Origin of the sequence: Paenibacillus sp. FSL R5-0923, assembly GCF_038009145.1 — a bacterium.
GTDB lineage: Bacteria > Bacillota > Bacilli > Paenibacillales > Paenibacillaceae > Paenibacillus_AQ.
In genome coordinates this window covers 729,253-743,766 of record NZ_JBBPAT010000002.1, presented here as the reverse complement: position 1 = coordinate 743,766, position 14,514 = coordinate 729,253, and the positions used below count along the sequence as shown (strand labels likewise).

At 43.9% G+C, this 14,514-nt stretch carries 17 protein-coding genes; 10 read left to right on the top strand and 7 right to left on the bottom strand.

Annotated features, from left to right (window positions below):
* Positions 1-16: 16 nt before the first annotated feature.
* The 7 genes from MKX35_RS28555 to MKX35_RS28525 all read left to right on the top strand — a co-directional run bounded on the left by MKX35_RS28555 (position 17) and on the right by MKX35_RS28525 (position 5,203).
* Entirely contained in the window at positions 17-205 is a 189-nt protein-coding gene (locus MKX35_RS28555; protein WP_076119977.1) for a CLC_0170 family protein, read from the top strand.
* 93 nt (positions 206-298) lie between these two features.
* Positions 299-1,291, top strand: coding sequence for an RluA family pseudouridine synthase (locus MKX35_RS28550; RefSeq protein ID WP_076284129.1), 993 nt, complete (start codon positions 299-301; stop codon positions 1,289-1,291).
* A gap of 103 nt (positions 1,292-1,394) precedes the next feature.
* Positions 1,395-1,814: a GNAT family N-acetyltransferase gene (locus tag MKX35_RS28545; RefSeq protein ID WP_076284128.1), complete on the top strand. Its 420-nt coding sequence runs from the start codon at positions 1,395-1,397 to the stop codon at positions 1,812-1,814.
* Positions 1,815-1,911: 97 nt separating this feature from the next.
* Entirely contained in the window at positions 1,912-2,433 is a 522-nt protein-coding gene (locus tag MKX35_RS28540; protein WP_076284127.1) for a hypothetical protein, read from the top strand.
* A gap of 47 nt (positions 2,434-2,480) precedes the next feature.
* Complete coding sequence (locus MKX35_RS28535) at positions 2,481-2,876, top strand: hypothetical protein (RefSeq protein ID WP_076298243.1); 396 nt, start codon at positions 2,481-2,483, stop codon at positions 2,874-2,876.
* 20 nt (positions 2,877-2,896) lie between these two features.
* On the top strand, positions 2,897-3,466 hold the full coding sequence (locus tag MKX35_RS28530) for a TetR-like C-terminal domain-containing protein (protein ID WP_076298244.1): 570 nt from the start codon (positions 2,897-2,899) through the stop codon (positions 3,464-3,466).
* A 156-nt stretch (positions 3,467-3,622) separates the two neighbouring features.
* A complete protein-coding gene (locus MKX35_RS28525) occupies positions 3,623-5,203 on the top strand; it encodes an oleate hydratase (protein WP_076298245.1) in 1,581 nt (526 codons plus the stop codon).
* Positions 5,204-5,344: 141 nt separating this feature from the next.
* Here the strand turns inward: MKX35_RS28525 and MKX35_RS28520 are convergent, their stop codons facing one another.
* On the bottom strand, positions 5,345-6,067 hold the full coding sequence (locus tag MKX35_RS28520) for a DsbA family oxidoreductase (RefSeq protein WP_076298246.1): 723 nt from the start codon (positions 6,065-6,067) through the stop codon (positions 5,345-5,347).
* A 274-nt stretch (positions 6,068-6,341) separates the two neighbouring features.
* Here MKX35_RS28520 and MKX35_RS28515 point away from each other — a divergent pair, with 274 nt between their 5' ends.
* The 3 genes from MKX35_RS28515 (at position 6,342) to MKX35_RS28505 (ending at position 9,560) form a co-directional block, all read left to right on the top strand.
* Positions 6,342-7,274 carry a glycosyltransferase family 2 protein gene (locus MKX35_RS28515; protein ID WP_076298247.1) on the top strand — a complete coding sequence of 311 codons (933 nt, stop codon included), beginning with the start codon at positions 6,342-6,344 and terminating at the stop codon, positions 7,272-7,274.
* Positions 7,275-7,454: 180 nt separating this feature from the next.
* Positions 7,455-8,561, top strand: a complete 1,107-nt coding sequence (locus MKX35_RS28510) for an FAD:protein FMN transferase (protein ID WP_076298248.1) — start codon at positions 7,455-7,457, stop codon at positions 8,559-8,561.
* 147 nt (positions 8,562-8,708) lie between these two features.
* On the top strand, positions 8,709-9,560 hold the full coding sequence (locus MKX35_RS28505; RefSeq protein WP_076298249.1) for an RCC1 domain-containing protein: 852 nt from the start codon (positions 8,709-8,711) through the stop codon (positions 9,558-9,560).
* A 73-nt stretch (positions 9,561-9,633) separates the two neighbouring features.
* On the opposite strand, the gene MKX35_RS28500 is transcribed toward MKX35_RS28505, so the two are convergent.
* From MKX35_RS28500 to MKX35_RS28475, 6 genes are all read right to left on the bottom strand, one after another.
* Positions 9,634-10,344: an HAD family hydrolase gene (locus tag MKX35_RS28500; protein WP_076298250.1), complete on the bottom strand. Its 711-nt coding sequence runs from the start codon at positions 10,342-10,344 to the stop codon at positions 9,634-9,636.
* A 36-nt stretch (positions 10,345-10,380) separates the two neighbouring features.
* Complete coding sequence (locus tag MKX35_RS28495) at positions 10,381-10,845, bottom strand: GNAT family N-acetyltransferase (protein WP_076298251.1); 465 nt, start codon at positions 10,843-10,845, stop codon at positions 10,381-10,383.
* Between the two features lie 100 nt (positions 10,846-10,945).
* Positions 10,946-11,452, bottom strand: a complete 507-nt coding sequence (locus tag MKX35_RS28490) for a metallophosphoesterase family protein (RefSeq protein WP_042185664.1) — start codon at positions 11,450-11,452, stop codon at positions 10,946-10,948.
* Positions 11,453-11,578: 126 nt separating this feature from the next.
* Positions 11,579-12,772, bottom strand: a complete 1,194-nt coding sequence (locus MKX35_RS28485) for an anti-sigma factor (RefSeq protein WP_076298252.1) — start codon at positions 12,770-12,772, stop codon at positions 11,579-11,581.
* The gene (locus MKX35_RS28480) at positions 12,765-13,268 is read right to left on the bottom strand and encodes a sigma-70 family RNA polymerase sigma factor (protein ID WP_042185661.1); all 504 of its coding nucleotides are present in this window, start codon (positions 13,266-13,268) and stop codon (positions 12,765-12,767) included. Before MKX35_RS28480 ends, MKX35_RS28485 begins: the two co-directional genes overlap by 8 nt.
* A gap of 197 nt (positions 13,269-13,465) precedes the next feature.
* Positions 13,466-14,458, bottom strand: coding sequence for a siderophore ABC transporter substrate-binding protein (locus MKX35_RS28475; RefSeq protein ID WP_305953468.1), 993 nt, complete (start codon positions 14,456-14,458; stop codon positions 13,466-13,468).
* Positions 14,459-14,514: the final 56 nt, after the last annotated feature.

Here is a 14,514-nt window from a genome sequence, read left to right as displayed (position 1 = left end):
TATAGGAGGCTCTACTATGCTCTATCACCAGCTAACCTACGTAATTGTTGCGCTGCTGATCTCCAGTGTTCTGTTGCTTACTGTGGATACTAAAATATATGCAGTCAATGCTATGCACCGGGAAAAGAAATACGCTAATGTGATCGGTTGGATATATTTCAGCTTATTCCTGGTGATAGGACTAGCTCAGCTATTCTATCTATAAATCGAATTCGTTTCTTGCTGCCCTTCACATAGTATTTCTTAACCGCCCATGGTATATTGAGGAGTACAATATTAAAGGACGGAGAATGCAGTCATGAACACAAGAAGAAATCCTAAAGAAACAGCCAAAAGAGGTACTCGTTCCCACAGCAATTCCCACAGCAAGCCAAATGGCAAGCTTAATCATAAAGCTAAAGCACCCGCAGCGCCCAAGTCTTTTACAGTAAATGAACCTTCTGAGCTGTTACCCTTCTTACTCATCCATATCACAGGCCGTGGACGAAATGCTATTAAATCTATCCTCTCGCGTGGACAAGTAGCAGTGAATGGCAAAGTAGTCACACAGCATAATTTTCAATTGCATCCGGGTCAAACTGTGACGATTGATCAAGAGAAGCCTGTACAAGTAGCGGAAATGATCGGACTCACCATCGTCCATGAAGATGATGATCTAATCATTATTCAGAAGGATGCTGGACTGCTGTCGATTGCCACTGCGGAAGAAAATGAATTAACAGCTTACCGCCAGCTTATGGAGCATGTCCGCATCAGCAATCCTAAGAATCGAATTTTTGTCGTGCACCGCTTGGACCGCGATACGTCTGGGGTAATGATGTTTGCCAAAAGCGAACGGATCCAGCAAGCACTGCAAACTACGTGGAAGGATACCGTGAAAGAACGTTCTTACGTAGCTCTAGTCGAAGGCGCCGTCAAAAGACCTGAAGGTACAGTGAGCTCTTGGCTAAAAGAAACCTCTACCCTGAAAATGTACTCCAGTCCTCATGAAGGCGATGGTCTACATGCGATCACACATTATAAGCTCATTCAGGCGAACCGCCACTTCTCGTTACTTGAGGTAAAGCTTGAAACTGGACGCAAAAATCAGATTCGTGTTCATATGGCAGATATCGGCCATCCGATTGCAGGAGACAAGAAGTATGGTGCAGAGACCAAAACGGTAGGCCGTCTCGGTCTGCATGCTCGTGTACTTTCTTTTATTCATCCTACTAAAGGAGAGTTAATGACCTTCGAAAGCCCGATTCCGAAGACATTCCTGAAATATACCGCACCTGCACCTACGAACTAACAAGATCACAGTGAATACCCATTCATCCTAAGGGGGCTGATTACAGTGGAGCTTACTACACTACAATCGCTACAATAACTTAACAAAGAATGGGTGATTAGCTATGACAACAGCACATCATTATGAATGTATTGAACGTTTACCCACGACTGAGGAGCATGCCTCCTTATGGGAAGCTGTCGGTTGGGGGAACGTGAATACGGAAATGACCGCAGCCTCTCTGGCTCATTCGGTGTATGGTATAGTCGTTGTACAGGAAGACAAGGTTATCGGTATGGGGCGGATCGTCGGCGATGGTCATATGTATTTCTATATTCAGGACGTAGCCGTGCTTCCCGAATTTCAGGGCCAAGGCATTGGTAATGTCATTATTGAGCAGCTAATACACTATATTCGATCTCATTGTTTTTCTGGCGCGTTCGTCGGACTTTTCGCATCACATGGGAATGATACCTTTTACGAACGATACGGCTTTCAGAATCATGCCCCGGGTATGACGGGCATGTTCAAGGTCATGGAGTAACAAGCGAAAGATGCCCGGTCCATATGGTCCCTGGGCATCTTTTTCACTTCTATTTAGATCATGTTACAATACTAATAAACAAAAGAAGGTGCCATTATTGTTCCATCCTACTGTCTTCGATAATATTAAAATTGCTTTTGAGAACCAAATCTACGATTACGATAATTTGGACGGAATTCTAGTAGTTACGGATCGTTCCGACCTTCTGAATATGGCATCGATGTCCAGAGAATTCAGCCTTTCCTTCCAATTGACGGCTGGCAGGAGCGTAACCGCCGAAGTCTTTCTTACTTCATCTGTGAAAGATCTTAGCGATGAAATATTGGAAGTGCCTAACACGGATCCCGGTTGCAATCTTTCGTTACGTTTTTATATGGAGATCGAAGATATCCCTGCTGAATGTCAGGCGATCGAGAGTATTCTCAAAGCGATCTGGGGGCCTGAATTCCAGCCCGTGCAATCTTTAAGCTTCATTTATGGTCAAGAAGGTGAAACCTACAACAACTGCATCGAGCTGCGATTCAAAAGGCAAATCACGGAGGAGCAGATGGAGGACATTCCGAACCTGCTGAATCATCTTCTGCAAAGTGTAGAAGAACTGGAATCTTTCTCCGTATAATCCCTACTGCACACCGTTCGTACTTTGGAAAAAGAGGTGAGCCAGAAATGAAATTCCTGCCTGCTGCCAAAAGTAACCGTTGGTTTATCTGGATGGCTGTTTATGGTGTTTTTCTGTGGCTGCTTTTCATTCTGCACAGATTCGTTATGATGGCTCATACATTGGATGTCACACTCTTGCTGCGCTTCGCACTCTTTTCTATTGTCGTATCTGGTATCGTTAACGCCTTAGCGTGGTTCGGAGCTCGTCTACTCTGGTTAATCACTACAACAGGAATAATCATCGGTTCAGTAATTATGCTAAGCTACACCTATAGAGAGATGTCCGGTTGGGAGGATCTCGCGGGATTCCTAGCTTTTTTCTTTTTTACATGTGGAGGATTTGCACTCGGTTTATTGGCGGAAGCAATTCGTCTGCTGGTTAAGCAGTGGCCGAAAGCTTGAACGGAGGAGATGATCGATCGTTGTCCAATTCTTTTCTAACCAAAAATGCATTGTCCCATTCCTTAAAAGAACTAATGGAACATACGTCGCTCAATAAAATTACAGTCAAACAGCTCGTGGACCATTGCGGACTAAATCGACAAACTTTCTATTATCATTTTCAAGATATATTTGATTTACTCGGTTGGATCTATAAGACTGAGGCTGTAGAGAGCATCGCCCAGTATCGTAGCTACAGTACGTGGACGGACGGTTTTTATAGAATCTTCTGCTATATCGAACGAAATAAAACCTTTTGCTGCAACACCTTGAACTCACTGGGCAGAAATCATCTGGATGCGTATCTATACGAAGTGACGAATGATCTCATTATGGGTGTCATAAACGAACTGTCCGCCGGGATGGAGGTTAGCTACGAAGATAAACATTTCATTGCTAACTTCTATACTCTGGCCTTCACAGGCCTTGTCATTCAGTGGATGAGAGACGGGATGAAGGAGCATCCGGATCACATTATCGAGAAGCTAAGTGTACTCATTGAGGGGAATTTTCTAAAAGCTTTGCACAAATATGAGAACAAACCGTTGTAACCTTTGGGTTCAGCGGTTTTTTTGTCTAAAAACTAGACACATAGACCGTAATGACAAAAATCCATACACTCTAAAAGGATTGATTATACCTTCAAAATTGGAGTTGGTTTACATTAAGAGTGTGATTATTTCAACAACAACTTGGAGGCGACCATTGTGAAAAAAGAGTACGGTAATAAACAGGTTTATTTTGTCGGTGGCGGAATTGCATCCTTAGCGGGCGCGGCTTACCTGGTCAGAGACTGTGACTTTCCGGGACAGAACATTCACATTATTGAAGAGATGAAGATTCTCGGTGGCAGCAACGACGGCGCAGGTGACGCTGAGCACGGTTATGTCATTCGCGGTGGCCGGATGCTCAACGATGAGACCTATGAGAATACATGGGATCTACTCATGTCGATTCCCTCCCTCGACCATCCTGAGAAATCCGTTAGAGAAGAGATTATAGAATTCGATACCGCCAATCCAACACATGCTAACGCTAGACTCGTTAACCGCAACGGTGAGGTGGAAGATGTATTATCCATGGGCTTCGATATGGCTGACCGGCTTGCGATGGGTAAATTGATTATTACACCGGAAGAAAAAATGGGAAAAGCTCGGATTAACGACTGGTTTGGTCCACACTTTTTCACCACGAACTTCTGGTATATGTGGGCTACTACTTTCGCCTTCCAACCTTGGCATAGCGCGGTAGAGCTTAAACGATATATGATTCGCTTCGTTCATGAGTTCCCAAGAATTCAAACCCTGGAAGGCGTAACCCGCACTCCATATAACCAGTATGATTCCATCATCTTACCTATGCACAAATATCTCGAAGGCTTTGGTGTAGACTTTACATTGAAATGTACAGTAACTGACCTGCAGTTCAAAGACGGAGATGGCATTACCGTAACCCAAATGAACGTCCTGCGCCAAGGTGTCCCAGACGTTATTAACATAAGCGAAGACGATATCGTAATCGTCACGAACGGCTCCATGACTGAAGGATCAAGCCTTGGATCCATGACCTCTGTCCCACGTCTCAATGGGAAAGGTAGCTCATGGAAGTTATGGGAGAACATCGCTGCCAAAAAACCAGGTCTCGGCAATCCATCCTCCTTCGATGATCATATCGATGGTTCGAAATGGGAGTCCTTTACCGTGACCTTCCAAGATTCCAAATTCTTCGATCTTATGGAGAAATTCACTCGCAATCGTGCGGGTACTGGCGCATTGGTTACCTTTAAAGATTCAAGCTGGTTAATGTCCGTTGTCTTAGCCTTCCAACCGCATTTCCGCAATCAACCAGAGCATGTAAAAGTATTCTGGGGTTACGGTTTGTACCCTGACAACGTAGGAGACTTCGTGAAGAAGAAAATGAGCGAATGTACCGGTGAAGAAATTATGGAAGAATTAATCGGTCATCTTCATTTCGAAGAACATAAGGACGAGATCATGGCAACTGCTAATTGTATTCCATGTATGATGCCTTATATCACTTCACAATTCATGCCTAGATTAAATAGTGACAGACCTAAAGTAGTTCCTGAAGGCTCCACTAACCTTGCCTTCGTTGGCCAATATTGCGAAATTCCAGATGATGTTGTATTCACGGAAGAATACTCTATCCGAGCAGCAAGAACTGCAGTATACACATTGCTCGGTATTAACCGGCCTATCGAGCCAATCAATCAACATCAGTACGATGTCCGCACCTTGTTCACAAGCTTTATCACTTCTTTTAGATAAACACATCATAAAAAGACAAGCGCTCCCGTATAGATTCGGGGGCGCTTGTCTTTGTAGTGTGTAAAACAGAGCAGAGTTTCGGAATTAAAAAAAGAAGAAATGGAAACTTCTCCATCTCTTCTTCTTCACACTATACGAACTTTATATATTGCAAGATCCGTCCGCGCAGCCATCATCCGTGGATACTTCGGATTTTCCATTGCCAACCACCTGTAGCGTTGGTCCTGCTTGCTCCTCCGCCCACACGGTATCCAACACCTCTGTAAATACAGGTCCTGGCTGTGCACCAGATAACGCATATTTATTGTTGAACACGAAGAATGGTACACCGGTAATATTAAGACGGCTTCCTTCCTCGATATCGCCGTTCACTTCAGCTGTGTAAGCATCTGTCTCCAGCATTGCCGCAACTTCTGCCTGATCCAGCCCTACCTCGGCAGCAAGTGTAGCAAGTACACTGCGGTCTCCAAGATTCAATGAATCCGTAAAGTAGGCACGTAGCAAACGTTCGGACATTTCTGCACCTTTTCCTTTTGAGCTTGCAAAGTGACTCAGGCGGTGGCTGTCGAAAGTATTCGTATGCTTCACTGTATCAAAATTGAATTCCAATCCCACATCTTGTGCTTGCTCAGCTAACTGAGCATTCATTGCTTTTGCTTTTTCGATAGACATTCCGTATTTGGTAGCCAACAGCTCATGAATATTCTTATCTGTACTCACCTCTGCGTGTGGATCTAGTTGAAAGCTACGGAATACCACCTCTACTTGATCACGGTTCGGAAATTGACTCAGTGCATTCTCCAAACGTCTTTTACCGATGTAACAAAATGGACACGCATAATCGGACCAAATATCTATTCTCATGAAAAAAACCTCCTAATATTATTGTTCATTTGTAACTGCTGAATAAGATTGATAACTAAATATTCGTCGCTTACTATTATATAGTTAAAAACCGAAAAATACAAACTTAACTTTTATTTTCAAAAAAATCTCTTTAGACCTGAACCCCAACTAAAAGTATACGAAAGTGGTATATACGCTCTTCTTCAGGAACGATAGAATCAAGGTAACCATTTCGCCGGAAGACTACATTCAGATTAGCGGACGAAAGAAGTCCTGAAGGGAGATTCAAGAAATGTATGATCTATCTATAGTGATTCCTACCCGTAACCGAATTGACGACCTTACGGTGTGCATAGAGTCCATTGGCAAGCAGACACAGCTTGAGGACATCTCCATCGAGCTATGGATTGTGGACGACGGTGAGATCCCTGAGGACAGATTAGCCTATTATCGTGAAATACTAACTGGATTACCGCAAGCTAAACTGCATTATCATCGCAAAACTAAGCCTGGTCTCTGGCTTTCCCGTTACGAAGCGCTAGGACTGATCCATGCAGAAATTATGCTTAACTTAGATGACGATGCAGAGTTAGATGACTCCTTATATATTCGACGACTGCTAGATACTTATGCAGCCGATGATTCCATAGTTGGTATAGGTGGTGTAGCCAAAGGCATACATAGTAGCATGCCAAGCAGGCTATTCGGTATGCTAACCGGACAAATGTCCGGATCACCAGGCAGATTGTCGGCAAGTATGTTTGCAGGCTCGCAATTCCTTTGGGGAGACAAGAAGCATGTATTTGAAACTGATTTTTTTCACGGCTGCAATATGTCCTTCCGGCGCTCGGCACTACGTGATATTAAACCCTATCCATGGATGACAAGCTATTCCATAGCCGAAGATATTTATTTGTCTCATTTGGCCAGCCGCTATGGCAAGCTTGTGATTAATCCCGCCATGAAAATCATCCATCATGAGTCGCCAGGCTCTCGCGATAAGGCAGGCGTTGTAGCAAATGCTACCGCCATCAACCACTACTATCTGCTCAACTTGCGTAAAGCTCCTTTTATGAATTATGCTGCCTTGATCTGGACACTGACTTGTCTGACGGCTAAAGCAACTCTAAAATGGAATTTCAAAGCTGTTAGCGGATATGCCAAGGGTATCCTCTTCGTATTAAATCCTCGCAAGAATAAATATAGTGAATATATGCTCGATTAAGTAGCATCGTTTACTTCTAAATCTGTAGCACCGCTCCGAATCAGGATTCGGGGCTTTTTTCTATGTCGCCCGATTATATCCCTAAATGTGTCATGAAATTAATTTCCATCAACTTGTTATCTGGGGTATGATATAAATAATGTGTTTTGTTTTAGAAACTAACTTTATGGATGGTGGAATATGTTCAAGAACAAAAAAACGACGCTGATCCTCGTTGTAATCGTCATCGCCCTCATAGCTGTCGGCGCTTGGCTAATTACTAAGGATAAGGACGATAAAACAGCGGGAACTACGGGTAGCGCAACAACATCCGGAAAAGGAGAGGAAAAGTCTCTCTCTCAAACCTTTTATATTTATGACACTGTTGTGAATATCAAAGTGTTCGGTGCTACAGTAGAACAGAAAAATATGGATGATATCCAGCAGATGCTGGAGCGAATGGATATGGAGCTTAGCCGCACCAAAGAAGGTGGAGAGACTTACGCAGTCAATCAGGCAGCAGGAAAAGAAGCGGTTGTTGTTTCTGACGAGACCCTGGATGTAATTAAACAATCCATACAATACGCAAAGGAAATGGACGGGCTATTTGATCCTACAATCGGTCCGTTAATCGATCTTTGGAATATCGGTAGCGGTGGAGATAAGGTCCCTCCCCAAGCTGAAATTGATAAAGCGAAGAGCCTAACCAATTACAAGGACGTTGAAATTGATGAAGCTGCGAAAACTGTAAAGCTGATGAAGGAAAATATGGTGCTAGATCTGGGCGGCATTGGTAAAGGTTATGCTGCTGACCGTATCGCTGATTATTTGAAAGAGCAAGGTCTAAATAGCGCTATGATTAACCTCGGAGGCAGCAGTATTATTGCTCTCGGTAAGAAGCCAAACGGAACGGAATGGAATATCGGATTGCAGGATCCAGATCAAAGCCGTGGCACACAGCTAGGAACCATTAAAATCTCAGATGAGGTCATCGATGCTTCTGGTGTTTACGAACGGTATTTTATGCAGGACAATATTCGTTACCATCATATCCTTGATCCACGCACAGGATATCCTTCACAGAACGGTCTCAAAAGCCTTACCATTATGAGCCCGAATGCAACAGATGCGGATGCCTTATCCACTGGGGTATTCCTGATGGGAATCGAGGAGGGCATGAAATATCTTGAATCTTTACCTGATGATGTTGAAGCTTTCTTTATTACCGACGACAACAAAATCTATGCAACTAAAGGCATAAAAGAAAGAATGAACCTGACAGATCCAACGTACAGCTTCGCAGAGTAAACGAAAAAAGCTTGTCCCATTGAGCCGAAGCTGGCTTTCTAGGGAGCAAGCTTTTTTTTGGATAGAAGGAGCAGCAAGAAGAACGCTTCTCCCTCTGCGAAACATGAGAAAATCGAAACATCCATCATCAACTAAGGAGCGAGATTTATGAACCTTGTGAGACCCCTAACTTCCATAGCGGCGGGCTATCGTCATACCGCCCTCCTTAAATCAGACGGCACGGTGACGGCTGTAGGTGATAATAAATATGGCCAATGTGATGTAAGTGACTGGTGCGATATGATAGCGGTTGCGGCGGGTAATGCTCATACCGGTAATGCTCATACCATCGGGCTTAAATCAGATGGTACGGTGGCGGCTGTGGGTTGGAATAAGTATGACCAATGCGATGTAAGCGGCTGGGCTGATATTGTGGCGGTAGCTGCGGGTTGGCGTCGTAGTGTCGGACTTAAATCGGATGGCACGGTAGTTGCTGTGGGTCGAAATAATGAAGGCCAATGCAATGTAAGTGACTGGCGTGATATAGTAGCAGTTGCTGCGGGTGATTGGCATACCGTCGGGCTTAAAACGGACAGCACGGTGACAATTGTGGGGAATAATCGGTATGGCCAACGCAATGTAAATGATTGGCATGACATAGTGGCTATAGCGGCGGGTTACCTTCATACCGTCGGTCTTAAATCGAACGGCACGGTAGTTGCTGCGGGTCGAAATCATGAAGACCAGTGTAATGTAACCAGCTGGCACGGTATTGTGGCTATAGCGGCAGGTAGTCATCATACCATCGGTCTTAAATCAGACGGTACAGCGGTTGCTGTGGGTTGGAATAAGCACGGCGAATGCAATATAAGTGACTGGCGCGATATGGTGGCGGTAACGGCAGGTTGCACTCATACCATCGGTCTTAAATCGGACGGTACGGTGGTTGCTGTGGGTAATAACGAACATGGACAATGCGATGTAAGCGGGTGGCGCGGCATTCAACTACCCGAAAATTAGTTATAAAAGTAATGAAAGCCATGCGAAGGTTTCTCTCGCATGGCTTTCTAATATCTTTGGAGGACTTGTTCTCTCACACCAAAGGAAGCTCGCCAAATTCCTTATAATTAGTAAAAATATAACTAGGCTTATGATCCGTAGCCGGTTGTCTTCCTCTCGGATTGTACCAGCAAACCTTCCATCCAGCCGCAAGTGCTCCAACTACATCGTTAGCCCAAGTATCCCCTATATAAAGCGAATTGTCCGCCAAAGTACCCGTCTTTTGGTTTACGTGTATGAATATTTCCGGGTCCGGTTTAGCAAGACCTACAGCATCAGAAATAAAGATCATGTCCTCGGGAATAATCTGATCTAAGCCTAGTCCACGAATCTTACTCATCTGATGATCCTTCGGTCCATTCGTAATAATGCCTACCTTATGACCATCCGCAATAAATCGTTCAAGATGCTCACGCACGCCATCAATCATCTGAATCGTATATTGACGTCCAATATATGCTGCTTGAACCGCTGTGGCTTGATCACGATCAATCTGCAAACCATACTCGGCAAAAGCAAGCTCCAAACGGCGCACCCTCGTCTCTTCAAGCGGAATCTCACCGCGCAAATACATCGGCCACAACACATCGCTATGATGTCTCACTTTATAAAATAATTCAGCAAAGTCCAGACTACTCTCATCTGGGCTGAGCACTTCCCGTACCGCTTCTTTAAATGGTACCAGATGATCATACAACGTATCATCGAGGTCAAAAAAGATTGCCAACTTATGACTTGTTTCCACTTTAGCGCCCCTTACTCGTCTTTCTCTCTAGGTGCTTTAGAAAAAAAGGTTATAGGTAAAAAATTCATCATCCCGAATGTAGCCATGCGTTTCATATAACCGCTGCGCCCCCACATTCTCTGTCATCGTTGTCAGGGATAAGCCCTTCGTATTCGTAGAGACCGCATAATCTCTAGCACTTTCCAGTAGCATAGCACCTAGCCCTTGCCCTCGGATTTCTGCAGTAACGAACAAATCATTCAGGATCCAGAGGCGCTCCATCGTAACCGATGAAAAAGAAGGATAGAGCTGTGTGAAGCCCCGCGCGCGTTTCTCATCGCCTTTCCCCTCAACCACCATAAGGATCACAGATTCATTCAGCTTTAGTCTGTCGGCTAAGAAGGCGCGTGCACCTTCCCGATCTGAGGCTGCTCCATAAAATACTCGATACTCATCAAATAATGGGATGAGCCGTTCTAAATCATCCAGAACCACTCGTTCTATTCGATAATTGTTCATCATCAGCGCTCACTTTCCGGCTTCGCCCGTTTTAACCTCATTGTAAATGGTTACCGAGCCGTTCACCATGGAGAGAACGCCGAATGATTTGGACAATTGAGCCTTATTCCTTTGAATCGTAGAACACATGCCGGGCACTAACTTTACCCGCTTCGATATCTAAAATTCCGAAAGAATACAATTTCTCACGCCGCTTATCTGTAGGAGAACCTGGATTAAATAGCAGGATACCATTCTCCTCTCTTAGCAAGGGCTGATGTGAATGACCAAAGAGAATACAATCCACCTCATCATTCGCAAAAGCAAGCAGTGCGTTCCCATCCGTTCCTTTACGGGAATGTGGCGTATGTCCATGTACCATGCCAATCCGGATTCCTTCAAGGGTAATGATCTTGCGCTCTCCGAAACGCGCGATGATCTCATCGCCATCATTATTTCCGGCAATCCCCTCCACCGGTGCTAGTTCTGACAGTAAATCATAGATTCCCATACTCACCCAATCACCGAGATGCAAGATTAAATCCACATTTTGAAACTCTGCAATCAACGCCTTTGGCAGAGACTTAGCCATTCTTGACATATGTGTATCAGATACGACTCCTACTTTCATAAATCTCAGCTCCTAATCTATCATCCTCAACTTTGGTTATCATACTTATTCATAAATCTAATATTCAAATAATTGTACGATTTGCTTAAGCGAGAAGCAAGTTCTGTAACTTCTTCCACTCCGCAGCTAATTCTCTCTATCCTGCCAATTCCACAGCCTTACTTCCCCAACATGCATTCTGCTGACCCATGTTTCTTCCTTCAGTTTGAGCAGTTCTTTCACCGGACCGGTTACAACAGCTCCATAGAGCTTAACTCCATTCTTCTCTATATAACTAATGGAATCATCCAGATCAATGAATGGAATCACCCTTTTGGAGATGGATTTATACTCCTGCATCAAGTGCAGCGTCTTGAGGAAGTTCGCATTACGCAGTTCACCATCCCCATATGACTCAACAGATGGAGAAATACTCGAACGGCTAGTCACCCCTCCGAACCATCCTCGCTTCTCCCTCGATTCCTGCGTCACTTTCATATCATCCGCATGCCAAATTGGCATATATGGAAAACCTAATGGATCATTAACTACTGGCTGTCGTGTCCGTGGACCGGTATCTGCCGCAAACCACAAAGGCTGAAGATTCTTAGGCTCAAACTTCTTCAACAGCTCATCTGTCGTAAATAATTGGTCAAAAGACAAGTATGCTTCCGCTACCGTCCCCTCAGGGAGCTTCTCTAATCTCTCCCACTCACTGCTATCATCCATACTATTTGCCGCATCCTTCTTCCCCTGTGGATATACAAAGTAATAACCAACACTTCTACTCTCATTTGTCCAGGAATAGTTGTAGAGTCTAGCCCATCCAAATAAAAGCTTCATGGAATAATCTCCAACAGTAATTTGTTCATCTCCCACTTGTTTCTCTATCTTACTTGTCAGATTCATACTAAAAAATGGACCGGTACCACTGCTCAAATGTACAATCGTATTCGGCTGTGAGACAGCAATAGCGGAAGAAACAACATCACGGTATTTCTCTACTCTCTCCCCAGTACCATAAAATATCGCACTGATAATACTGCAAATAATCATGAAAATTAAGAACGCAGAAATTACCGTTAAAGTATTCGATATACGGGCTCTCCATTTACCGCGGCGGATGATCTTTTTTTCCTTGCCAGGTCTGTCTCTTTTACTCTTTCCGTATTTTATGCTCTTATCCTCACTTGAAGCGGGCTTTTCTTCCCCCATGAGTTCATCCAGATAAGCCTGATAAGCTTCCATCTTCTCCAGTTCGCGCTCCACTACATCCCTATCCTCGTCAGCAAGGGTACCTTCGCCGTACCTTCTTAACTTCTCCTTGAACTCCTCACTCATGTTCATTCCTCCTCCGTTCTGCTTCACGCAGCTTCTGTCTAGCTCGAAAGATTAAGATCTTATATTGGGACAGACCCACATTCATAATGTCCGATGCCTCCAGATAACTAAGACCATGAAAATCATGTAGCAGCAGTGCATGCCTCTGATTGTCCGGTAGCTCACCTATCGCAATCCTCATCTCTTCCCAACGTTCCTGCCGAAGCAGTGTGCTTTCCGTGGTATCTGGATGGGCGAGCTGTTTAAAAAAATCCTCACTCTGAACAGTACTGCGCCCTTCCTTCCGCTTATAATCTACGAAGGCATTGTACGCGACACGGAACAACCACGGCTTAATCTTCTCGTCTTTACAATCCTCCAAATATAAATAAGCACGGTAAAAGGTCTCCTGCATTAAATCTTCGGCCGCGTGATGATCACCACAAAGGGAGCGCAAATAGCGGTAAATATCCATCACATACATTTGATATATTTCATCCAGTGAATTTCGCTTCATGCACTCCCCCCTTAACCTAACCACGTATGCCAACATAAAAAGTTACAGTTAAATTCAACAACTAGTATGAATATACCAGTAATTCTATGGAGGAATGCGAAAAAAAGCCCGCTAGCTAGGAGCATCACTCCTGCCAACAGGCCTTTTAATAACCATCTGAAAATCATTTAATCATTCAATTCTATGGGTTACTCTGCTTACAGAACAACTTCAACTTCCTTGAGCATTTCGCTAACAGAGATTAAACCGCCACCGGACAAGTACCAGTAGTTAGGATCTAGGTAAATGATTTTACCATTTTTAAAAGCATTCGTGTTCTTCACGAGATCGTTCTCAACTGCATCCTTCGCTGAACCGGATTTGCTGCCATCACTCTTCACAGCCGCATCTCTATCTACTACGAACAGATAATCCGGATTCTTGTCGGCTACATATTCGTAAGATACGCTTTGACCATGAGTGGATACTTCGATTTTATCATCCGCTTGTGCAAATCCGAATACATCATGGATAATACCAAAACGTGAACCTGAACCATAAGCACTGATTTTTCCTTCATTGGCAAGAATAATAAGAGATTTTTTACCATCAGCTTTAGCTTTCTCATTCAGAGCTTTAACAGAGTCAGTAATAGTCGCAAGCTCAGCTTCTACTTCAGCTTCCTTGCCAAAAATTTGGCCCAGCGTCTTCACATTCTTCGTGAAGGATTCCATGTAATTTGCATTATCTACAGCAACGTACAGTGTAGGTGCAATTTTGCTGAATTCATCATAAGAATCTTGCTGTCTGCCGGAAATGATGATCAGATCAGGAGAAAGACTATTTATTTTTTCGAAGTCAGGCTCTTTCAAACCACCGACATTCTCATATTTGGCATCGTTATATTTAGAGAGATAAGAGGGTACATTGCTTTGAGGCACTCCAGTCACCTCTACGCCCAGTTTATCCAAAGTATCGAGTGTACCGAAGTCAAATACAACGACTTTCTGCGGGTTACTCTTAATCGTAATTTCTCCAAGTTCATGCTTAATAGTAAGCTCTTTGGATTCTGTATTCGGTGCAGTAGTAGCCTCTGTATTGCCTGCCGCTGCTGTATTATTATCTGAAGTTGCTGCATTATTGGAGCCACAGGCCGCCAAGATTACGGCAAGAAACACTGTCATGATTAGTAAAGATACGTTCTTCTTCAAAATATTCACCCCTATAATTTATAGTCAAGCTATTTGAATTATTCGCGTATACGTCA